25 protein-coding genes are annotated in these 21,174 nt (G+C 61.7%); 6 read left to right on the top strand and 19 right to left on the bottom strand.

Annotated features, from left to right (window positions below; all coding sequences use genetic code 11):
- Window positions 1-77 precede the first annotated feature (77 nt).
- From thiS to trmB, 3 genes are all read left to right on the top strand, one after another.
- Window positions 78-278, top strand: coding sequence for a sulfur carrier protein ThiS (thiS, locus tag HW452_RS08700; RefSeq protein ID WP_224105716.1), 201 nt, complete (start codon window positions 78-80; stop codon window positions 276-278).
- Between the two features lie 63 nt (window positions 279-341).
- Window positions 342-1,133 (top strand): thiazole synthase, encoded by a 792-nt coding sequence (locus HW452_RS08695; protein WP_224105715.1) that lies wholly within the window; start codon window positions 342-344, stop codon window positions 1,131-1,133.
- A gap of 5 nt (window positions 1,134-1,138) precedes the next feature.
- Complete coding sequence (trmB, locus tag HW452_RS08690) at window positions 1,139-1,882, top strand: tRNA (guanosine(46)-N7)-methyltransferase TrmB (RefSeq protein WP_224105714.1); 744 nt, start codon at window positions 1,139-1,141, stop codon at window positions 1,880-1,882.
- Window positions 1,883-1,947: 65 nt separating this feature from the next.
- Here the strand turns inward: trmB and HW452_RS08685 are convergent, their stop codons facing one another.
- Both HW452_RS08685 and HW452_RS08680 read right to left on the bottom strand, forming a co-directional pair.
- Window positions 1,948-2,085, bottom strand: a complete 138-nt coding sequence (locus HW452_RS08685) for a DUF2256 domain-containing protein (RefSeq protein ID WP_224105713.1) — start codon at window positions 2,083-2,085, stop codon at window positions 1,948-1,950.
- 242 nt (window positions 2,086-2,327) lie between these two features.
- On the bottom strand, window positions 2,328-3,242 hold the full coding sequence (locus HW452_RS08680) for an AEC family transporter (RefSeq protein WP_224105712.1): 915 nt from the start codon (window positions 3,240-3,242) through the stop codon (window positions 2,328-2,330).
- 114 nt (window positions 3,243-3,356) lie between these two features.
- Between HW452_RS08680 and HW452_RS08675 the strand changes: the two genes are divergently transcribed.
- Window positions 3,357-3,860: a hypothetical protein gene (locus tag HW452_RS08675; RefSeq protein WP_224105711.1), complete on the top strand. Its 504-nt coding sequence runs from the start codon at window positions 3,357-3,359 to the stop codon at window positions 3,858-3,860.
- Here the strand turns inward: HW452_RS08675 and HW452_RS08670 are convergent.
- From HW452_RS08670 to HW452_RS08640, 7 genes are all read right to left on the bottom strand, one after another.
- Complete coding sequence (locus HW452_RS08670) at window positions 3,857-4,909, bottom strand: PHB depolymerase family esterase (protein WP_224105710.1); 1,053 nt, start codon at window positions 4,907-4,909, stop codon at window positions 3,857-3,859. The two genes, HW452_RS08675 and HW452_RS08670, sit on opposite strands and share 4 nt — an antisense overlap.
- The gene (locus tag HW452_RS08665) at window positions 4,910-5,374 is read right to left on the bottom strand and encodes an FKBP-type peptidyl-prolyl cis-trans isomerase N-terminal domain-containing protein (RefSeq protein ID WP_224105709.1); all 465 of its coding nucleotides are present in this window, start codon (window positions 5,372-5,374) and stop codon (window positions 4,910-4,912) included.
- Window positions 5,375-5,548: 174 nt separating this feature from the next.
- Window positions 5,549-6,229: an FKBP-type peptidyl-prolyl cis-trans isomerase gene (locus HW452_RS08660; RefSeq protein WP_224105708.1), complete on the bottom strand. Its 681-nt coding sequence runs from the start codon at window positions 6,227-6,229 to the stop codon at window positions 5,549-5,551.
- A 161-nt stretch (window positions 6,230-6,390) separates the two neighbouring features.
- A complete protein-coding gene (locus HW452_RS08655) occupies window positions 6,391-7,674 on the bottom strand; it encodes a TRAP transporter large permease (RefSeq protein WP_224105707.1) in 1,284 nt (427 codons plus the stop codon).
- A gap of 31 nt (window positions 7,675-7,705) precedes the next feature.
- Window positions 7,706-8,284 (bottom strand): TRAP transporter small permease, encoded by a 579-nt coding sequence (locus HW452_RS08650; protein ID WP_224105706.1) that lies wholly within the window; start codon window positions 8,282-8,284, stop codon window positions 7,706-7,708.
- Between the two features lie 279 nt (window positions 8,285-8,563).
- Entirely contained in the window at window positions 8,564-9,580 is a 1,017-nt protein-coding gene (gene dctP, locus HW452_RS08645; RefSeq protein ID WP_224105705.1) for a TRAP transporter substrate-binding protein DctP, read from the bottom strand.
- A 171-nt stretch (window positions 9,581-9,751) separates the two neighbouring features.
- Window positions 9,752-10,324 (bottom strand): TIGR02444 family protein, encoded by a 573-nt coding sequence (locus HW452_RS08640; protein WP_224105704.1) that lies wholly within the window; start codon window positions 10,322-10,324, stop codon window positions 9,752-9,754.
- 29 nt (window positions 10,325-10,353) lie between these two features.
- Between HW452_RS08640 and abc-f the strand changes: the two genes are divergently transcribed.
- Entirely contained in the window at window positions 10,354-12,318 is a 1,965-nt protein-coding gene (gene abc-f, locus HW452_RS08635; RefSeq protein WP_224105703.1) for a ribosomal protection-like ABC-F family protein, read from the top strand.
- Between the two features lie 15 nt (window positions 12,319-12,333).
- Here the strand turns inward: abc-f and dtd are convergent, their stop codons facing one another.
- From dtd to HW452_RS08600, 7 genes are all read right to left on the bottom strand, one after another.
- Window positions 12,334-12,771, bottom strand: a complete 438-nt coding sequence (dtd, locus tag HW452_RS08630) for a D-aminoacyl-tRNA deacylase (RefSeq protein WP_224105702.1) — start codon at window positions 12,769-12,771, stop codon at window positions 12,334-12,336.
- A 26-nt stretch (window positions 12,772-12,797) separates the two neighbouring features.
- On the bottom strand, window positions 12,798-13,619 hold the full coding sequence (gene thiD, locus HW452_RS08625) for a bifunctional hydroxymethylpyrimidine kinase/phosphomethylpyrimidine kinase (protein ID WP_317986332.1): 822 nt from the start codon (window positions 13,617-13,619) through the stop codon (window positions 12,798-12,800).
- Window positions 13,620-13,627: 8 nt separating this feature from the next.
- Window positions 13,628-15,043, bottom strand: a complete 1,416-nt coding sequence (locus HW452_RS08620; protein ID WP_224105701.1) for a TRAP transporter large permease — start codon at window positions 15,041-15,043, stop codon at window positions 13,628-13,630.
- Window positions 15,043-15,591 (bottom strand): TRAP transporter small permease subunit, encoded by a 549-nt coding sequence (locus HW452_RS08615; protein ID WP_224105700.1) that lies wholly within the window; start codon window positions 15,589-15,591, stop codon window positions 15,043-15,045. Before HW452_RS08615 ends, HW452_RS08620 begins: the two co-directional genes overlap by 1 nt.
- A 105-nt stretch (window positions 15,592-15,696) precedes the next feature.
- Window positions 15,697-16,533, bottom strand: coding sequence for an endonuclease/exonuclease/phosphatase family protein (locus HW452_RS08610; RefSeq protein WP_224105699.1), 837 nt, complete (start codon window positions 16,531-16,533; stop codon window positions 15,697-15,699).
- Between the two features lie 27 nt (window positions 16,534-16,560).
- Entirely contained in the window at window positions 16,561-17,199 is a 639-nt protein-coding gene (locus tag HW452_RS08605) for a thiol:disulfide interchange protein DsbA/DsbL (RefSeq protein WP_224105698.1), read from the bottom strand.
- 125 nt (window positions 17,200-17,324) lie between these two features.
- Window positions 17,325-17,954 (bottom strand): c-type cytochrome, encoded by a 630-nt coding sequence (locus tag HW452_RS08600; protein ID WP_224105697.1) that lies wholly within the window; start codon window positions 17,952-17,954, stop codon window positions 17,325-17,327.
- A 209-nt stretch (window positions 17,955-18,163) separates the two neighbouring features.
- On the opposite strand from HW452_RS08600, the gene yihA reads away from it, so the two are divergent.
- Entirely contained in the window at window positions 18,164-18,805 is a 642-nt protein-coding gene (gene yihA, locus HW452_RS08595; RefSeq protein ID WP_224105696.1) for a ribosome biogenesis GTP-binding protein YihA/YsxC, read from the top strand.
- Window positions 18,806-18,810: 5 nt separating this feature from the next.
- Here yihA and HW452_RS08590 read toward each other — a convergent pair whose 3' ends face one another.
- The 3 genes from HW452_RS08590 to HW452_RS08580 are packed head-to-tail and all read right to left on the bottom strand — an operon-like array spanning window position 18,811 to window position 21,150.
- Window positions 18,811-19,542 (bottom strand): HAD family hydrolase, encoded by a 732-nt coding sequence (locus HW452_RS08590; RefSeq protein WP_224105695.1) that lies wholly within the window; start codon window positions 19,540-19,542, stop codon window positions 18,811-18,813.
- Window positions 19,539-20,447, bottom strand: coding sequence for a tyrosine recombinase XerC (locus HW452_RS08585; protein ID WP_224105694.1), 909 nt, complete (start codon window positions 20,445-20,447; stop codon window positions 19,539-19,541). Before HW452_RS08585 ends, HW452_RS08590 begins: the two co-directional genes overlap by 4 nt.
- Complete coding sequence (locus tag HW452_RS08580; RefSeq protein WP_224105693.1) at window positions 20,440-21,150, bottom strand: DUF484 family protein; 711 nt, start codon at window positions 21,148-21,150, stop codon at window positions 20,440-20,442. Before HW452_RS08580 ends, HW452_RS08585 begins: the two co-directional genes overlap by 8 nt.
- Window positions 21,151-21,174: the final 24 nt, after the last annotated feature.

Here is a 21,174-nt window from a genome sequence, read left to right as displayed (position 1 = left end):
GACTACATGGTATTTCGCTAGGGTTTATCCCGTGTCCTTACACTCTGACCCTATGCCTCGATAGACGAGACAGCCTTATGCACATCCAACTCAATGGCGAGCCTTATACGCTGGATGCCGAGCTCACTGCCGCCGACCTGATCGAGCGGTTGGGGCTTGCCGGCCGGCGCGTGGCGGTCGAGATCAACGAAGAGATCGTGCCGCGCAGCCAGCTGGCCACCACCCGCCTGGGCCAGGGCGATCAGGTGGAAGTCGTGCACGCCATCGGCGGTGGGTGAGCCGCAGGCCCTGGCCTCACCGCGGGCGAACGCCTATTTCACGCGCTTTATCCAGGATCCGCTATGACACTGCACACCGATACGCCGTTTACCATTGCCGGACGCGACTTCCGCTCTCGCCTGCTGGTGGGCACCGGCAAATACAAGGACTTCGATGAAACCGGCGCGGCCATTGCCGAAAGTGGCGCCGAGATCGTCACCTTTGCCGTGCGCCGCACCAACCTTGGTCAGGAAGATGGACCCAACCTGCTCGACGTCATCTCGCCGTCGCGCTACACCCTGTTGCCCAACACCGCCGGCTGCTATACCGCCAAGGACGCCGTGCGCACCTGCCGCCTGGCTCGCGAGCTGCTGGATGGGCACAACCTCGTCAAGCTGGAAGTACTGGGCGACGACACCACGCTCTACCCCAATGTGGTCGAAACCCTGAAAGCCGCCGAGACGCTTCTGGCCGATGGCTTTGACGTCATGGTATACACCAGCGACGACCCGATTGTCGCCCGTGAGCTTGAAGCCATGGGCTGCTGCGCCATCATGCCGCTGGGCTCGCTGATCGGCTCCGGCCACGGCATCCAGAACCCGCACAACGTGCGCCTGATCGTCGAGCAGAGCCGCGTGCCGGTACTGGTCGATGCCGGCATCGGTACCGCCTCGGATGCCGCCATGGCCATGGAGCTTGGCTGCGATGGCGTGTTATTGAACACCGCCATCGCCCACGCGCGTGAGCCGCTGCGCATGGCACGGGCCATGAAAAATGCCGTGGAAGCCGGGCGCGATGCGTTTCTGGCCGGCCGTATGCCGCGCCGCCAGAACGCCGACCCCTCCTCCCCTTTTGCTGGCCGTATCAACGGTTGAGAGACATGACTGACATTCAAACACCCGATGAATCTTCCACCGGCCCTGAAGGCCCGGATGCACCGCTGCACCGTCGGGGGATCAAGAGCTACGTCATCCGTGCAGGCCGCATGACCCAGGCACAGACCCGCGGCCTGGAAGAGGTATGGCCGCGCTTTGGCCTCACGATCGCCGACGGCCGGCAGGACCTGGACGCGTTGTTCGGGCGCCAGGCACAGCGCGTGGTCGAGATCGGCTTCGGCATGGGCAATTCGCTGATCGAACAGGCAGAAACCCACCCGGATACCGACTTTATCGGCATCGAAGTACATTCACCGGGGGTAGGCAAACTGCTCGATGAGGTGGACAAGCGTGGCCTGACCAACCTGCGCGTCTATAAAGAAGATGCCCTCGCCGTGCTCGAGCAGTGCCTGCCTGAAGGCTCGATCACCACCGTGCAACTGTTCTTCCCCGACCCCTGGCCAAAGAAGAAGCACCACAAGCGGCGCATCGTGCAACCGGCGTTCGTCGAGCTGATTCGCACGCGCCTGAAGGATGGCGGCACCTTCCACATGGCCACTGACTGGGAAGCCTACGCCGAGTGGATGGCCGAGGTCATGGAAGCCGCTCCGGGCTATGCCAATACCGCAGGCACGGATACCGCGCCCTACGTACCTCGCCCGGCATTTCGTCCGCTGACCAAGTTCGAGGCGCGTGGCGAAAAGCTCGGCCACGGCGTGTGGGATCTGATCTATCGGCGTGAGGCGTAAGCCAGACCGCCTGATCGCAAAAGCCGCCGTCATGGCGGCTTTTTAGTGGCGGCCAGCCGCCGTCATCATGCGCCCTGACGCCGACACCGCTGCGAGCAGTAGACGACGTTCTCCCAATCCCGAGCCCACTTCTTGCGCCAGGTGAACGGGCGCTCACAGACCGGGCACGTTTTCGTTGGAAGGTGCGGTTTCTGGTGTGCCATGTGATGACCAGCGCCTGATAGAGATGCACCATTGTAGGATTCGAGGGGCCATAAAAAAAGAAAGCCACTCCCATGGAGTGGCAAAAGACCGTGACTAGCAATGAGAGGGAGAAACCATGACAGGAAACTGGCGGTTATCTGTCGTGGTCTGTAGCGACTCATCAAACGCTACATCTTCAATATAATCATTCGCATTTACCCCGTCAACACAAATGCGAATACTTTTTATTTATTTTTACATATTAGCCGGCTAACTGTAACCAGAGCGGCAGCGTAAGCATGGCAAGCAGGGTCTGACCGGTGATGATGGCAGCCATCAGCTCGGCATCGCCGCCCAACTGACGCGCCAGGATATAGGCCGACGTGGCGGTCGGCAGCGCGGCAAACAGCAGCGCCACGTCGCGGCTGATGCTGTCCAGACCAAGCGCCCAGGCCAGCACCAGCACCAACGCCGGCATCAAGAGCAGTTTGATGGTGTTGGTGGCCAGCAGTCCGCGGTCGACACGCAAGAGTGCCGCCGGGCGCAGCGCCACACCGACTGCCACCAGCCCCAGCGGCAGCGCCGCGCGGCCCAGCAGGGCCACCGTATCCCCACTCCAGCCGGGAAGGCCGATGCCGCTCAGGTTCAGCCCGATTCCCGCCAGGCAGGCAAGGATCAGCGGGTTTTTCACCAGCGCCATCACGCTCTTGCCCAGGCTGGCGCTGCCCAGCGTGCCGGCCCCGACAAAGCTTGCCACGCACATCACGTTGACCACGGGCACCATCAGCGCCACGGCAACCGCCGCCGTGGTGGCCCCCGCCGCACCGTGCAGGGCAGCGGCACCGGCCACGCCCACGTAGGTATTGAAACGTACCGCGCCCTGAAACACCGAGGTAAACGCCGCCGGCGTCAGGCCCAGCCAGTGGCGAAAACGCCAGATAAAGAGGCCAAACAGCGCCATGGCGCCAAGCAGCACCAGGGCAAGCCTGCCCACCGGCACCTGACTGACATCTGCATTCGCCAGCGTGCCCACCAGCATTGCCGGAAACAGCACAAAATAGATCAGCCGCTCCAAGGAGGGCCAGAAATCCGGGCTCGGCCAGCGCCAGTAGCCCAGTCCTGCCCCCAGCAGGATCAGCAGAAACAGAGGCCCGAGGGCAGCGGTAATACTCTCCATGGCGTTTCCTTGTTGGCGACGATGGGCTGCGACATCAGGGCGCAACGCCATCGGTTTTTTTATTGTTACCATGAAACGACTCCCGCCTCACGGCCTGCGTAGCGGTATTCTGCCATGAAGATACGACCTGAGCCTGCTTCGGGCTTGCCGGGGCTCAAAGCACTGATTCTGGTAACCGGCCTGGGGCTGGCCATGTGTATGGGATATCTGCTTTTCCACCGCCTGCACGATGAGGTCACCTGGTTTCCTGCGGCTGCCCCGTGCGACCTGAATACCCAGGCCTGCACGGCAAGACTCGGCGATGCGGGGCAGTTGACCTTGCATATCGACATCTGCGGTCCGGTCAGCGCGCTGACTCCGCTACCTTTGAGGGTGGATATCGATGGCGTGACTTCTACCTGGGTCAGCGTGGATTTTCTCAGCCGGCACAGAAAAGATGAAGCTTACCGCTTCGTGCTCGACGCCGTTGCCCCTGGCCGCTTTCGCGGTCTGGGGCAATTGGGAGAAAAGAGAGACAGCCGTTCCGGCATTGCCACGCCCTGGCGGGCACGAGTGATCGTGGATACGCCCGAAGGCAAGCTGGGCAGCTGGTTCGACTTTGACGTGCGCAGAAGTTAATCGACGCTTGCCGTCGGCGCTTCCAGACGATCCAGCATGGCCATCAGCGCCTTTAGCTGGGCGCCTTCGCGGCTATCGTGCAGCGGGTTATGCTGCCAGAGGCTTTCGGCATAGCCCCACCAGTCCCAGCACCCCTGGGGGTTGGAAAGGCTGCTGTCGACTTGAGGGTAAAGCACCAGCTGGCGATGTCGCGCAGCCCAGTGGTTCAATCCGCTGTGGCTGACGAAAGTGTCGCCAATGGCGCCGGCGCTCATCTGGCAGCCGTGCAGGGCAATCGTGACCGGGCAGGCTCCCTCGCTGCAGGCCGCGGGGATGAAGAGATAGCCGGTGTCCGCCAGCCCCTTGACCGCAAACTCCGATTGATCGAACGCGACCAGCTCGCCCGGTTCAGGGTCGCCCGCCTCGCGCGTTGGATATAGCCAGGCAAGCATCTCCCGAGCCACGTCTTCATCGCAGGCAAGCACATAGCTGCCTCCGCCCTGGCGGCAGTCACCCAGCTCGTGGGGCCCCACCGTTTCCTCTTCGTGCAGGCGTACCGGCCAGCCATGGCCCGCCGCTGGATTGCGTACATCCTTTAACTGGCCAGGTGAGGCCAGCCACTGCCGCCACTGTCCAGCCAAAAGCGTCACCAGCTCGGGGGCCACCACGTTGTCCGCACCGCCATGCCAGATAAAGGCCCTCAGCCTGCCAAGCGCGTCCTGCTCGCCCACCTGGTCGTTTTGCAGATAACGTGCGCGGCGGTCTTCAAGATCCTCAGGATCCGGCAGGCCACCCCGCGTCATCATGCAGCGGTTCAGCGCCATGCTCAGCGACCCCTGGGAACACCCCCAGGGGCCCGCGGCTACCACGCCTACCCCACTGAATCGCTCGGGCCAGGCAACCGCCAGCTGAGTGGCCATATAGCCGCCTGATGAAACGCCAACTACACTGGCTAGGCCACTCGCTGCATTAAGTGCAGGTAATTGCTTAGGCACGGCCCCTACTTCGGCACTGCTAAATAGTAAAAGCGCACTTAATATACAAGAGAAAGAAGTATTGGAACTTGCCATTTACTTCACAGCTATTAATTCAAAGCGATGAATCTGTATCTCACCATGAGCTAATTCTGCAGGAGTATATATAGTCCAAATGCCTCCAACTCCCACCTGTTGAAGCACCTGCTGTAATTCATTCCCGGCTTGACTCACTTTGAACCTCTCCGTGAAGCCGGGATAGTCTGAATCAGTGCCATCAAGATCGATAGCTTTAAAAGTTATCTCAACGGTATCTTCTAGACTAGGAGTTGATCCAGAGCCAGGCTCAAGAATTTCATACTGCACACCTGAATCAGTTACTACAACTCCGTCACGCTTAGCATTTTCCTCAAGATAATTTTGACTTTCATCCATCCTACGCCGCTCATTTTCAACGGCATTATGATCGATACGTTGTCCGTCAGCTTCAGGAACCGCTGCAGCAAACTGCGCGAGCAATAGCAAACCTAATACAGCGATAGAAGAAAAAAATATTTTCATAAAAAACCCATCTGGCGGCAAACGCACAAAACATTTAAGCGGCCTAAAAGCTTATATCCACTACCAGCCCGCATAGCGAAAATAAGCTTTTGGCACGCTATCTAAATTAACCTAAACAACTGCTCTGCTTACTTCATAACGTGCTAAAAGACAAGAAATAATAAAACGTGCTGTTTACTCTACACCCAGCAGTTCGACGCGGAAGGTAAGCATTTCATTGGGGCCGATCGGGCCCTGGCCACGTTCGCCGTAGGCCAGTTCAGCCGGGATATACAGCATCCAGCTGTCGCCGACGCTCATCAGCTGCAGAGCTTCCTGCCAGCCTTCGATCACCTGATTGACCTGGAAGCTGACCGGCTCGCCACGCTCAAAGGAGCTGTCGAAGACGGTGCCGTCGAGCAGCATGCCTTCATAGTTCACCTCAACGGTGTCCTCGGGCCCAGGCGTTGCGCCATCGCCGGACTCCAGCACTTCATACTGAAGGCCGGATTCGGTGACTTCGATGCCTTCACGCTCGGCATTTTCCGCCAGGAAATCATCGCCTTCCTGCTGGTTCATTTCGGCGATCTCGGCGGCTTGCTCTTCGCGCGCCTGCATGGAGCGCTCCTGGAAGGCCATGATCGCCTCGAGCATCTCCTCTTCACTCAGCGAAAGCTCGTTGTCTTCGAACACGTCACGCATGCCGTCGTTGAACGCATCCAGGTCGAGGTCTTCAAGATCGGCCTTCATGCTTCCGCCGAGGGTAACGCCGAGGCTGTAGGCCAAGCGCTGCTCGTCGGTATCCGGCGCGGCAGCAACGAAGGGCGCTACCAGCAGCAGGCTGGTCAAGGCCGTTGAAGTGAGCAGTGTTTTCATAGCAAAAATAACCTTATGCGGCGGCGTCATACGCCATAGGTGAGATATCTCAAAGACTAACACCCGCCGCCCTGTGATGCCTACCAGGCAGCGGGTGTAGATACGACCTCCGTTTCGCCGGGAGGTTTAGCCACGTTACAGCGCTGTTTCTGCGCAAGGGATCACTGGAAAGCTACATCGCGCAGGAACAGCGCAATCTGCGGGAACATGATCAACAGCACGGCCGCCAGAATCAGAATGAAGATGAACGGTGGCGTTCCCTTGATGACATCCCAGTAGGGGCGCTTGAAGACGGCAATGGCGGTGAAGATATCGCAGCCAAACGGTGGTGTGGCCGAGCCAATCGCCGTCTGCAGGGTGATCAGAATACCCACCAGTACCGGGTCGAGTCCGGTGGCGGCAATGGCCGGTGCGAAAATGGGCGTGAGCACCAGGATCACCACGATCGGGTCGACGAACATGCAGGCGATGAAAAACGAGACGCAGATCGCGATCAGCACGCCGGTGGGGCCGGCCTCGTTGACCCCCACGGTTTCGAGAATCGCTTGCGGGATCTGCGCAAAGGAGATGATCCAGGAGAAGCCGTTACCCACCGCTACCAGAATGAACACCACCGCGGTGATCAGGCCGGTGGATTTGGCGATGGCGTAGATATCCTGCATCTTGAGCGCGCGAAATACCACGAACTCGAGCAGCACGGCATACAGCACGCAGGCAGCAGCGGCTTCGGTGGGACTGAAAATACCGCCGTAGATACCGCCCACGATAATCACCGGGAACCCCATCGGCCAGAGCGCTCTCTGCACCGCCATGCCACGCTCTTTCCAGCTGGCCCGGGCCTCGGTAGGTACGTCCTTCACCACCGCATAGACGACACAGTAGGCCGAAAACATCAAAAGGATCAAAAGGCCCGGCCCGATACCGGCGATGAACAGCTCGCCGATCGAGGTACCGGAGATGACCCCGTAGATGATCATGCCGATACTCGGCGGAATCAGAAACGCGATGTCACTGGCATTGATGATCAGAGCCAGGGTGAACGAGTCGGAATAGCCCGCCTTGAGCATCTTGGGGCGCAGCGGCGACCCCACCGCCACCACCGTTGCCTGCGTGGAGCCTGACACCGCCCCGAAAAGCGTACAGGATGCCGCCGTGCTCACTGCAAGCCCACCCTTGATATGGCCGATGAACGCCATCACCATATCGATCAAGCGGTTGGCCGACTGGCCGCGGGTCATGATGTCCGCCGCCAGAATGAACATGGGAACAGCGATCAGCGACGCCGGCCGGATGCCCGCCATCATCTGTTGAATCAGCGTATCCATCTGGCCGAAGCCGTCGAACATCATGTAAAAGCCGATGATCGCAGCAGCAATCAACGGCACCATCATCGGAAAGCCCAGCAGCAGCAGGGCGATCATGGTCACTACCATTATCGTCGTCATTGCGTATTACCCTCGTGTGCGGTGCCCTGCGTCAAGCGTCGGTTTCGACATCTTTATAACCGTCCACCACGCCGGTCGAGAGGTATACCTCCCGGCTGGTGAGGTTCTTGATGGCGGTCAGCAGGTATTGAATACCCGTGATCAGAAAGCCCATCGGCACCCACAGATAAATCATCCAGACCGGCAGGCTAAGCGCCGGTAATACGCGCCCCTTGCTGTAAAGGTCCTGGATATAGACGATCGAGTAGTAGAGAAGAAAGAACATGATCAGCGAGGTGAACAGCGAAATACCGATCATCAGCGCCTTGCGACCGCCCGTGGGCAGCGCATCGAAAATCGCCGACATGCGAATATGCCGGCCGTGACGCGCCGCATAGCCGATACCGGCAAAGGTGATCATGATGATCAGGATACGGTTCAGCTCGCCTGAGAACATGATGCTGTTGCCAAACACGAACCGGGCGATGACGTTGGTGACCGTATTCAGCGCCATTAGCAAAACCCCCAGCGCCAGTATCACTGACTCGATTTTGCTAATTGCAGTGTCGATCACACCCAACACGCCGGGTAACCCTGACTGATAATGCTTCTCGGATTCTTCATCGGTCATGGCCGAACTCCCTTTTTCGGCATGACTATGGCGCATGGCACGCCAATAGCACGCTGGATAACTGACTCGCGAAGAGATGATTAAAGTGCGTTGACGCACTCTAAGCGTAATGGGTAGCGGGGTTTTGCGCCTTAGCGTAGGGCAAATAATTGCCAACGCACCGCTTGCCCTGCATGCCCCTTGCAGGCGCCGTGGCCCGGCAAGCCTGCAGGCAATAAAAAAGGGGCAGCGTTGACTGCCCCCTTTTCGATTCCCCTGCCTTGATCGAGCAAGCAGCGGTTACTCGTTGGTCACGGCGTCCAGGTCGGCCTTGAACTGCTCGAGCAGTTCAGCACCGCGCTCGCCGGTCATGCCGAGGAAGGCCTCTTCCACCTGCGGGGCGCGGGCACGGAACGCCTCGATCTGCTCTTCATCCAGGCGCGTCACGGTAACCTCGTCGGAGGCTGCCTGAATCTTTTCCAGCGCTTCGTCGGCCAGACCCTGGACATGCTCCATGGTGTGGTCATACGCGGCTTCGGATGCATCACGCACCAGCGCCTGGTCTTCCTCGGAAAGCCCTTCGAAGAAGTCCTGGTTGGCCATCATGGCGGTGGTGAACCAGCCGTGACCGGTGAAGGTCAGGTGCGGTGATACTTCGTACAGACCGCCGGACTCGATCCAGAAGATCGGGTTTTCCTGGCCATCCAGAATGCCGGTCTGCAGGCCGCCATACACCTCGCCCCAGGGCAGCGGTGTCGGCGTGGCGCCAAAGGCGTCATAGGTTTCGGAAAGCAGCGGGTTGGTCATGGTGCGGATTTTCTTGTTGCGCATATCCTCCGGCGAGCTGATCGGCTCGTTGGTGGTGATGACCATTTCACCTTCAGGATACATCTTCAAAAGCTCAAGGCCCTGCTCGGCGTAAAGCTCCGGGAACATCTCGTTGATTGCCTGGCTTTCGTCGAAGAACGTCAGTACGGTTTCTTCGTCGGTCGGCAGCAGGTAAGGAATGAAGAAGATCTGCGCCTCGGGAATCAGGGCGCCGGTGAAGCCGGGTGACTGATTCACGAACTGGAGGATACCGTTCTGGGTCTGCTCCATGATGTCGTCGGACTCGCCCAGCTCGCCAAAACGATAGACCTGAACGGTGTGATCGGAGTTGTCTTCGATGTACTCCTTGAACGCGAGGGCGAACACATCCTGTACGTCGCCTTCGTACTCTTCGTGCGCGTAACGCCAGTTGTCTGCCTGTGCAGCAGCTGTCATGCCGAACAGCAGTGCACCTACGCTTGCCGTCGTTACTAACTTGCTTGCCTTCATGCGATGTTCCCCTTGCAGTGGTAAGCGCGCTATACGAATGCGCAGAAATCTGCCTTTGTCTGTCCTGGACATTCTTTGTTTTGACATTCGCTGACACGCAAGAACGTGATCCATTGCTGCGGGTCAGCGCACGTATAACAAATGGTTATTCAAAAGCAGCTTTTTTTCAGGCTAGCGCGGCACTTCGAAGCGGTCAAGCCGGGTGGCCAGGCTCAGCCAGGCACGTGAAACGCTTTCGTGCGTGTCTGGCGCCGCAGCACAGCCTGCTTCAAGTTCGGCGAAAAAAAACCTATCCTGCAGCCATTTTTCAACATCATGCGAAGTTTCCGCTCGATTCCTCAAACGCTGCTGCGGTTCAGGAAGGTCTAGCGCCCAGGCCTGCCAACGTTGAAGGTTTTCACGTTCGGCTTGAAGCTCGGCCTGCTGTATCGTCTTGCGGAGCGCCGCAATCGCTTCGCTGTTCGATGCCTCGGGCTTAAGGCGGCGCCGCAAGTGACGCAGCACCTGGGTCACTTGCCGCTGCCACGCTTGTCGCGATTGGCGCTGCTCGGCCAGCGCATCCGGCAGCGCTTCAAGGCCGTGCACGAACAGCCAGCCGTGCAGCAGAAGCTCGCATACATCCACCCCGCCTGCGTCCTGCAGCGTCAGGCAGGCCCGCTCGACCTCGGGTTCTGAGTAAAACGCCAGTGCAAAATCCCATAACGGCATCTGCTCCAGGTGGCGCAATCGGTTAGAATCGAGCATTGATTTACCCACTTCTTTTGGGAGAGAGCATGATCGCACTGCGCCAAGTCGCCCTGCAACGCGGCACGCAAACGCTACTCGAGAACGCCGACCTGACCCTGCACGACGGTATCAAGGCGGGTATCATCGGGGCAAACGGCGCCGGCAAATCGAGCCTTTTCAAGCTGCTGTTGAGTGAGCTGGGCCCCGACCAGGGCGACGTGGAAATGAGCGGCGGCCAGCGCATTGCCCACATGGCCCAGGAAGTGGAAGCCCTCGACCGGCCGATCATCGAGTACGTGCTGGATGGCGACCTGGCCCTGCGCCAGGCCGAAGCCGACCTGCTGGCCGCCCAAGAGGCGGGGGAAGCCCACCGCGAAGCCGAGCTGCATGGGCTGATCGAGACCCTGGACGGCTACCGCGCCGAGTCCCGCGCCGCCCAGCTGCTGGTCGGGCTTGGCTTCGGGCAGGCTGACCTTGCCCGCCCGCTGTCGGACTTCTCCGGCGGCTGGCGGATGCGCGTCAATCTGGCGCGCACGCTGTTCATGCCCTCTGACCTGCTGCTGCTCGATGAGCCGACCAACCACCTGGATCTCGACGCGCTGCTGTGGCTCGAACAGTGGCTGACCCGCTACCCCGGCACCCTGCTGCTGATCTCCCACGACCGGGATTTCCTGGATGCGGTGTGCGACCACATCGTGCACATGCACCACCAGACCCTGGAGCTATACCGGGGCAACTACTCGCGCTTTGAGCGCACCCGCGCTGAAAAGCTGGCCCTGCAGCAGGCCGAAGCCGCCAAGCAGCAGGCGCGGCGCGAAGAGATCGAGCGCTTTATCGCCCGTTTCAAGGCCAAGGCCACCAAGGCCCGCCAGGCCCAGAGCCGGGTAAAGATGCTCGAGCGCATGGAAGATATCGCCATGGCCCACGTCGATTCGCCCTTTCACTTCACCCTGCCCGCCGCCGACAAGACCTCTCACCCGCTGCTGGTGCTGGATCAGGCCCAGTTGGGCTACCGCGGCGACGAGCGCGACAACGTCCAGCTGGACAAGGTCAACATCACGCTCCTGCCGGGCAGCCGTATCGGTCTTCTAGGCCCCAACGGGGCGGGTAAATCGACCCTGATCAAGTCGCTTACCGGCGAGCTTGGGCTGCTGGCCGGCAAGCGCGTGCCCGGCGAGCACCTGGCGATCGGCTACTTTGCCCAGCACCAGCTGGAAGGCCTGGACGTCACCTCGACACCGTTCATGCACGTGCAGCGTCTTTCACCCAAGGCCAGCGAGCAGGAGATCCGCAACTTCCTGGGCGGCTTTGGCTTCAAGGGGGACGACGCCTTTGGCGAAGTGGCGACCTTCTCCGGCGGCGAAAAGGCCCGCCTGGCGCTTGCGCTGGTGGCCTGGCAGAAGCCCAACCTGCTGCTGCTCGATGAACCGACCAACCACCTGGACCTGGAGATGCGTGAAGCGCTGACCGAGGCCCTGGCGGGTTTCGAAGGCACCGTGATCCTGGTGTCCCACGACCGCCACCTGCTGCGCGCCACGGTCGACGAGTTCTGGCGCGTGGCGGATCACCGGGTGGAGCCGTTCGATGGCGACCTCGAGGATTACCGCGCCTGGCTGAAGGCACGCCTTGAAGAGAGCCGGCGCGATTCGCGCAGCGAAAAGGCCGAGCGCCAGAGCCAGCAGCCAAGCGGCGACAGCCGCGAAGCGCGCAAGGCCGCCCGCAAGGCCGCCGCCGAGCTGCGCGAGAAGCTGCGTCCGTTGAAAAAGGAACGCGACAAGGCCGAGCAGGCCATGGAGAAGGCCCAGGCAGCACTGGAAGAAGTAGAAGCCGTGCTGGCCGACCCTGCGCTGTATACCGACAGCGCCCGCAAGGCCGAGCTGACCAATGCGCTAGCCCAGCAGGCCAGCATCAAGGCCCGCCTGGATAGCGCCGAGCAGCAGTGGCTGGCCGCGGAAGAGGCACTGGAGGCCATGGAGGCAGAGCTTTTAGCCAGCGAAAGCGCCGACGCCTGATGCGTCGGCCTGGCCTCAGCTTTCCAGCAGGAAGGTCACCGGACCGTCGTTGACCAGCGCGACCTGCATATCGGCCCCGAACTGGCCGGTCGCCACGCTCGGCCACGCCGTCTGGGCCCGAGTCACCAGCGCATTGAACAGCCGCTCGCCTTCGGCGGGCGGGGCGGCGCTGGAAAAGCCCGGCCGCAGGCCCTTGTGGGTCTCGGCGGCCAGGGTGAACTGAGACACCAGCAGCAGTCCGCCATTTATCTGTTGAAGGTTGAGGTTCATCTTGCCGTCGGCGTCGCTGAACACCCGGTAGTGCAAAAGCTTGTGCAGCATTTTCTCGACCGCCGCTTCATCGTCGCCTTTCTCGACACCGACCAGGGCCAGAAGCCCCTGGTCGATGGCGCCGATGGTTTGCCCCTCGACCGTTACGCTGGCCTTGTTGACCCGCTGTATCAGCACTTTCATGCTTGGTCTTCTCCTCGTTCAGGCGCCTACCACCAGGCGTGAAAGTGATGAACCGGCCCGCGCCCCTTGCCCACGCTCAACCGGGAACTGGCCTCGAGCGCTGCGTGGAGCCACTGCTTGGCCTCGCCAATGGCGGCGACGGGCGCTTGCGCGCCCGCATCGACCGGTAACCTGGCAAGACAGGCGGTAATCGCCGAGGAGAGCGCGCAGCCGGTGCCGTGCAGGTTGTCGGTCTGAATGCGCGAGGCGGGAAGCCATTCGTGGCCGCTTGGGGTGGCCAGCAGGTCCGGGCAGGTTTCGCCGCGCAGATGCCCACCCTTGAGCACGACATAGGGCGCACCCAGCCGGGTCAAGCCCGGCAGCATGGCTTCCATGGCATCCAGGCTCGCGGGAGAGCGAGTATCCAGCAGCACCGCCGCCTCCGGCAGGTTGGGGGTGATGACGTCAGCCAGCGGCACCAGGATGTCGCGCACCGCACGAATGCCCGCATCATCCACCAGAATGTCGCCGCTCTTGGCGACCATGACCGGGTCGAGCACGATCCAGCGCGGACGGCGCTTACTCAGCACCTCGGCGATCACCTCGGCGACGTCACGGCTGGCCACCATGCCGATCTTGATTGCATCGAGCTCGACATCGTCTAGCAGGTTTTCGAGCTGTTCTCGGATGGCCTGCGGCGAAACCGGATACACCGAGGCGACACCGCAGGTATTTTGTGCAATGACAGCCGTAATCACATTGGTGCCGTAGACACCGAGCGCCGAAAACGTCTTGAGATCCCCTTGCAGACCCGCCCCACCTGAAGGATCGGAGCCGGCAATGGTCAGCACATTGACACTACGCATCATGATATCTCCTAGATCACTGACGGCAGCCAGGTAGCAAGCCCCGGGAACAGCGCCAGCGCCAGCAGCATGGCCAGCTGCATGACAATGAACGGAATGACGCCACGATAGATCGCCGAGGTGGGCACGTTGTGCGGGGTGACACCGCGCAGGTAGAAGAGTGCAAACCCGAACGGCGGGGTCAGGAAGGAGGTTTGCAGGTTGACGGCAATCATGATGCCAAGCCAGATGGGATCGAGCCCCATGGCGAGCAGCACCGGGCCGACAATCGGCACCACCACGAAGGTGATCTCGATAAAGTCGAGAATGAACCCGAGCAGGAAGATGACCAGCATGACCACCAGCGTGGCCCCGACGACGCCGCCAGGCATTGATTCGAACAGGTGAGTCACCAGCTCTTCGCCACCAAACGCCCGGAATACCAGAGAAAACAGCGCCGCACCGATCAATATCAAAAACACCATGCTGGTGACCTGGGCGGTGGAGCGCACCACATCGCGCAGCATGCCAAGACTCAGCCGCCGGTTGGCCGCCGCCAGCAGCAGCGCGCCGAACGCCCCTACCGCCGAGGCCTCGGTGGGCGTGGCAAAGCCGCCCAGAATCGAGCCCAGCACGGCCACGATCAGCAATACCGGCGGCAAGAGCCCCTTCAACAGCAGCGGCCAGACGCTGCCGGTATGGCCCAGCTCCTGCATCAACGCCCCACGGTCCGCCGCCGGGGCCGCGCTGGGTTTCAGCCACGCCACCATGAGCAGATAGATGATGTAGGCCACTACCAGCAATAACCCCGGCACCAGCGCACCGATAAACAGATCACCCACGGAGAGGGTCTTGGGACTCCAGGAGCCCATGGCCAGCTGCGCCTGCTGGTAGGCGTTATTCAGCACATCGCCCAGCAGTACCAGGGCGATGGAGGGTGGAATGATCTGACCAAGCGTTCCCGTCGCGCAGATGGTGCCGGTCGCAAGCGCTGGCGAGTAGCCGCGCTTGAGCATGGTGGGCAGTGAAAGCAGGCCCATGGTCACCACCGTGGCCCCCACGATACCGGTGGAAGCGGCCAGCAGCATGCCGACCAGCACCACGGCAATACCCAGGCCGCCGCGCAAGGCGCCAAATGCCATGGTCATGGCATCCAGCAGGGTTTCCGCCACCCGCGACTTCTCGAGCAACACGCCCATCAACACGAACAAGGGCACCGCCAGCAGGGTGTTGTTGGTCATGATGCCGTAGATGCGGTTGGGCATCGAGCTCATCCAGCGCGCCTCGAAGTGCACCGGAACGCCCATCGACTGCAGCAAGAAGCCTAGCCCGGCAAAGGCCAGTGCCGTACCGGCCAGCGAGAGCGCCACCGGATAACCCAGCATCAGGACACCGCATACCGTGGCAAACAGTATCAGTGGCATGCTTTCCATCAGAATCGCCAGCACTAGATCATCTCCTCGTGTACGGGGGCAGAACTGGATAGCTTGCCGCGGATAATCAGTACCTGTCGGATCAGTTGGGCCACTGCCTGGATCAGCAGCAGAGCGACCATCGCCAGTATCAACGACTTGAGCAGAAATACCGCCGGAATGCCGCCATCCCCCGAGCGCTCCATGATGGCCCAGCTGGTCGCCACATAGTTAAAGCTCGAGATGGCAATGAAGGCGGCCACGGGAAGCAGCAGAAACAGCGTACCCAGCAGGTCGACCCAGGCGCGGCCCTTGTCCGACATCTTGCGATAGAAGATATCCACCCGCACGTGGCCATCGTGACGCAGCGTCCAGCCGGCGCCGAGCAGAAACACGGCGGCGTGCATGTACATCACGGATTCCTGCATCACGATGCTATTGATACCGAAGATATAGCGCAGCACGACGATGGCGAACTGGACGACCATCATGATGACCACCAGCCAGGCGATGGCCCGGCCCACTCCCTCGGTCACGCAGTCGAGCCAGCGGAGCAGGCGTGGCTCATGGGCATTGGCGAGCATGTCAAATGTCCTGGAGAAAGAAAACGGCCCAGAATCATCGCTGATTCTGGGCCGAACGTCATCCCCCACGCTCGCTTGTGCGACCTTTTATTGTCGCTGAGCGACTCAGCCAACCGAAGGCGTTGCCTTTTCAATGGCGAGCAGGCAGGCCGCCGGCAGCGGCAGATCCACCGCGATCGGCAGATGGTCGGAAAACAGATGGTCCATCACCCGAACCTCGGCGGCTTCCAGAGTCTGCGAGAGCAGGATATGGTCAAGCGCGCGCCGCGGCTGCCAGGATGGATAACTGAGCAGCGGCTTGACCGGATGCAGCGGCAGCGAGGTGCTGAACCGCTCGTGGGCATGCAGCTGGTCCGGAGTGCAGTTGAGGTCCCCCATCACCACCACGTGGCGCAGCGGCTCGATGATATCGCTTAAATAGTTGAGCTGACGCACCCGGCCCCGGTGGCTGAGCGCCAGGTGCGCCACGAAGATATGCAGCGCATCCGGCCCGTTGCCAAAGCGTACGTGGATGGCGCCGCGCCCGGGCAACGTACCGGGCAGACGGTGCTCTTCGATCCTGGTGGGCGCCAGGCGCGAAAGCAGCCCGTTACTGTGCTGGGCAACGTGCCCCAGGTTACGGTTCAGCTGCTTGAAGTAGTGGGGAAAGCCGGCCTTGGCTGCCAGGTACTCGACCTGATTGATGCGCCCGGAGCGAAAGCTTCCGCCATCGGCCTCCTGCAGCCCCACCACGTCGAACTGCCCGAGCACGCCACCCATGACATCCAGGCGCTTGACCCGCTGCGGATGGGGCAGAAAATGCTGCCAGCTGCGGGTCACGTAGTGATGATAAGCAGACGTCTGTATCCCTACCTGCAAATTGAACGTGAGCAGACGAATGTGTCCACGTTCGCGCAGCGGCAACGGCCCGTTTCCCTGGTTGTTCGCTGTCGTATCGGCCATCTGCTGGTCACCTGATTCCTTGGTTATCTACTCTTGCTGGGCGCGCTCCTCGCGTACCTGCTCGATCAATGTCTCGGCGATCTGTGGCATGTTTTCCAGGCTGCCGGCGGTGCTGGGTGTAATCACGTAGCGGCCATCGACCACCAGTGCCGGCACGCCCATCAGACGCATTTCACGCATGCGGCTGTTGGCCTTGTTGACGTCACTGCGTACGTTGAATGAGGTCAGGGCCTTTTTCGCGTCCTCTTCGCTCACGCCGTAGTGAGAAAAGAATTCGGCGATCTCGTCGGCATCGACGAGCTTGCGGCCGTCCTGATGGATCGCGTCAAAGAAGTCGGCGTGCAGGTCCTCTTCGATGCCCAGCGACTCCGCGGCATAGAAGGCCGCAGCGTGGGTATTCCAGTTGCCGCCCATGGTGGCCGGCATGTGCACAACGCTTACGTCATCCTCGAGGGTTTCGTACCACTCGTTGACCGGCGTCTGCAGGCGGTAGCAGTGTGGGCAACCGAACCAGAACACCTCGGTCACTTCGATCTGGTCATCATCCACCTGGGTCGCGACCGGCGCTTCAAGCAGCGTATAGTGCTGGCCTTCGACCAATTCCTGGGCACTGACGGCGGCAGACAGGCTAAGACCGGCCATCGCAACCATTAACGTTTTGAACATAGCGACAATTCTCCAAGGGGTAGGCGCAAGCTGAGACTGCCGATAACGCTATCAGGTTCCCAGGCGTTAGGAAACAGAGCGTACGCGTTTGCCACCCGCCCGGTGGCCCTTCGGCACTCGATGAATCAGTGCAATCCGAAAAGATACTCGGCCACGGCCTGTCGGTCCTCGGCGCTGAGCCTGGCGGCGATATCGTTCATGCTGCCACTCGGGTCATTGACTCGCTCACCGGCGGCAAACGCTTGCAGTGCCGCCACGGTGTAAGCCGGGTACTGCCCAGAAAGCGCCGGATACACGGCGCTGCCGATACCGACACCGGTAGGCGTATGGCAGGCGCTGCAGGCAGGAACGCCAAGCTCGGCGTCGCCCGCCCGGTAGAGCGCTTCACCCCGCGCCAGCTGCGCCTCGTTTTCGCGACTGACCTGGCCCAGGTTCGCCTCCTGAGCGGCGTAGTAGGCGGCCACGTCCAGAGCATCCTGGTCGGAAAAATCATCCACCAGTCCTATCATCTGGGGCACGATGCGCTCGCCGTCACGAATATCCCTGATCTGCTTGGCAAGGTAGGAGGCCTGCTGGCCGGCCAGGTGAGGAAAGACGCTGGCCGGACTGATGCCGGTCTGGCCGTGGCAGGCCGCGCAGGTCTGCGCGCGCTGCTCGCCGGCGGTGGCGTCCGGCGTCGGCTGATCGTCAGCCTGCACGCAGGCCACGCTCCACATCGTCAACAGGGCCGTCAGGCCTGGCAGCACTACTCTCATGGCAACTCGCTTGCAGTTAAGGGTGAATGACGTCAAGCAGCGTTCCAGGTGCGGTGGTACACTGGCGCCCCAGATCACAGGTAATCCCGCTTTTATAGCGCAACATGTGACCTGGCTGACGGGGCAATTCGTCGCAGCGCGGCGTGCCATGTCATTATACGCGTGGTCAACGCAGACTGTTCTATAGGTTCGATTTCAGGATTCTTTCCATGTCCACCCCCCAAGATGGTCCCGTCGCTCGGCTCAACTATCCTACCGCTCGCTTCATCACCAGTGCGCCTACGCTTGCCACCTGCCCGGACGACACTGGCGCCGAAGTGGCGTTTGCCGGCCGTTCGAATGCGGGCAAATCCAGCGCCATCAATGCGCTGACTCAGCAAAAGGCGCTGGCACGCACTTCGCGCACGCCGGGCCGTACCCAGCTGATCAACTTCTTCAGCGTGATGAACGACGATTCACGCCGCCTGGTCGACCTGCCCGGTTACGGTTACGCCAAGGTGCCCGAAGCGGTCAAGATCGAGTGGCAACAGCATCTTTCGGACTACCTGCGCGGCCGCTTCAGCCTGCGCGGTTTGGTGCTGCTGATGGACGTGCGCCATCCGCTGACCGAGTTCGACCAGATGATGCTCAGCTACGCCGACCAGCGCAACATGCCAGTGCATATCCTGCTGACCAAGTCCGACAAGCTGAAGAAGGGGCCCGCAAGCGCAGCCCTGCAAAAGGTCCGCTCACGCCTGAAAGAGTGGGAGGACCTGGTGTCGGTTCAGCTGTTCTCGTCGCTCAAGCGCGAGGGCGTCGACACGCTCTCGCATAAGCTTGACCAGTGGCTGCACACGCCTGAGTCCGAATAGGGCAATCAGCTCTTCAGCCGCTCAAGTATCTCGGGCAGCTCCTTGATATGCGCAATACGGTGCACGCGAGGCGGCAGCGCCTGCTCGCTATCGCTCGAGACCCATACCGCGTGCATGCCGAGCTGCTGGGCAGGAATAATGTCTTCCGCCCAGGAATCCCCCACGTGCATGGCGCACTCCGGCGCCACGTCCAGTTTGGCCAGTGCCGTCAAGAAAGGCGTGTGATCGGGCTTCGGGGCCAGCAGCTCCCCCGCCGCAATGGCCACCGGAAAGTACGCCGCCAGCGGCTGGCGCTTCAAATGGATATTGCCGTTGGTAATCGCCGCCAGTTGGTAGCGCTCGCCTAGCGCCGCGAGCAGCCCCGCCGCTTCCGGATGGGGCGTTACCTGCACGCGCAGGCGGTGGAATTCGTTCATGGCCGCCGCCGCCCACAGGATGGCCGCGCTGCGCGGCAGGCCTTCGGCCTCCAGCTGGGCTTCCAGGGCGCGCAGACGCAGCCAGGTGAAGTCGCCGCGCCGCTCGGGCACCTCCCTGGCAAACTGCTGGCGACGCGCCAGGTAGTCCTGTACCCCCGCCTCAAAGCCAAGCGCAAGCGGCGCCTCCTGGCGCGCAGCGCGCCACATGCCGAGCGCCTCGAGCAGCCATGCGTAGTGGCCCTCCTCGGTGCGCAGCATGACACCGTGGTTGTCCCACAGCGTATCATCGAGATCAAAGGTGATGGCTTTCAGTGCTGTCATGGTTTGCTTCCGGAACCGCGTCTGGCGCGTGGATGAGCGGCATCGTAGCTGGTGGCCAGGTGCTGCCAGTCCAGCCGGGTGTATACCTGGGTGGTGGAAAGATTGGCGTGGCCTAGAAGCTCCTGCACCGCGCGCAGGTCCTGGCTTGATTCGAGCAGGTGGCTGGCAAAGGAGTGGCGCAGCCGGTGCGGGTGCAGATGCTCCGGCAGCCCGCGGGTGATCGCGAGCTGGGCCAGGCGTTTCTGGATGGCCCGGTGGCCAAGGCGTGCGCCCTGCTGGCCAACGAACAGCGCGTCTTCTCCCTCCTTCGCCATGCCGGCCCGGCAGGCCAGCCACTCGGCCAGCGCCTGCTGGGCGCGGCGGCCAACCGGTATCTGGCGCGGCTTGCTGCCCTTGCCGATGACCCGCACGCGGCTTGCCTGCAGGTCGTGAAGATCAAGCGCGGCAAGCTCGGCCAGGCGCAGGCCGCTGGAGTAGAAAAGCTCCAGCATGGCCTGGTCGCGTACCGCCAGCGGCGAGCCGTCGTGAGCGCTGTCCAGAAACCGGGCCAGGGCATCGACATCCACCGGACGCGGCAAGTGGCTGGGCTGCTTGGGCGTGCGCAGAAGCTCGACCGGGTTATCGGCCAGAACACGCTGCCTGACCAGATAGTCGGCAAAGCGCGACAGCGCAGCGCGGCGGCGAGCCAGGCTGCGTGCGCCCAGCCCCCGGCTGCGCTCGGCGCCTAGAAAAGTGCGCAACAGCGCCGTATCCAGCGCCGCCGGGTCGTGCACCGCGCGTTGCTCGGCAAACCGGCACAGGGCACTCAAGTCCTGCTGATAGGCCGCAACGGTCGCCGGGCTTGCATGGCGGGAAAGCGCCTCGAGATAACCCGCCACCGCCTGCGTCAGCGCCGACTCAGCCATGTGGCCCCAGACGAACCAGCAAGCGTGCCACGATATCGCCCAGATACTCGGTAAACAGCGTATCCATGCTGGCGCGATAGCTCTCCGGATTGGGGCTGGCAAGCAGCAGATAGCCCAGCGATTCGCCTGCCGACAGCCGCGAAATGGCGCAGGACCCCGCCTTGCGCGGCGCCTTGGTATGCGGCAGCAGACATTTCCAGTCGCTGACGCTCAGCTTGGCACAGCGGCTGGTCTTGCCGTCCAGCAACGCGGCAAGCCGAACGCTTGCGTGCTGGTCGAGCACGTGGCGCGGCGGCTGGGGCAACGCCGGTTCGCTGTCGCTCAGCGTGGCCGGGCACCACAGCGCCATGGCCTGCGTATCGAAGCGCTCGTTCAACTGGGTGGCAAGGGCCTGAGCCAGCTCATCGCGGGTATCGGCCTCGACCAGCGCCAGCAGCGTTTCGCGCAGCCGCCGGTACTGGGCTTCGTTGTGGCGCGCGGTTTCCAGCAGATGCTCCAGGCGGCCTTCAGCGCTTTCCGCCCGCTGGCGCAAATCCAGCACCAGCCGCTCGAGCAGCGAGACCGCGCCGTCGATATGCGGATGGGGCACCTTGAGCTGCTGCAGCAGCCCTTCACGGCCGACAAAAAAATCGGGATGACGGGCAAGCCAGAAGGCAACCTGATCGGGATCGAGCGTCTTGCGTGGTTCAGGGGCTTGAGACATTGCCGTACTCCTTGAATCAGTGAA

The organism is Vreelandella aquamarina (assembly GCF_020075495.1).
Lineage (GTDB): Bacteria > Pseudomonadota > Gammaproteobacteria > Pseudomonadales > Halomonadaceae > Vreelandella > Vreelandella aquamarina_A.
The sequence above is the reverse complement of the archived record's forward strand: the minus strand, read 5'-3'. Positions and strand labels throughout refer to the sequence as shown.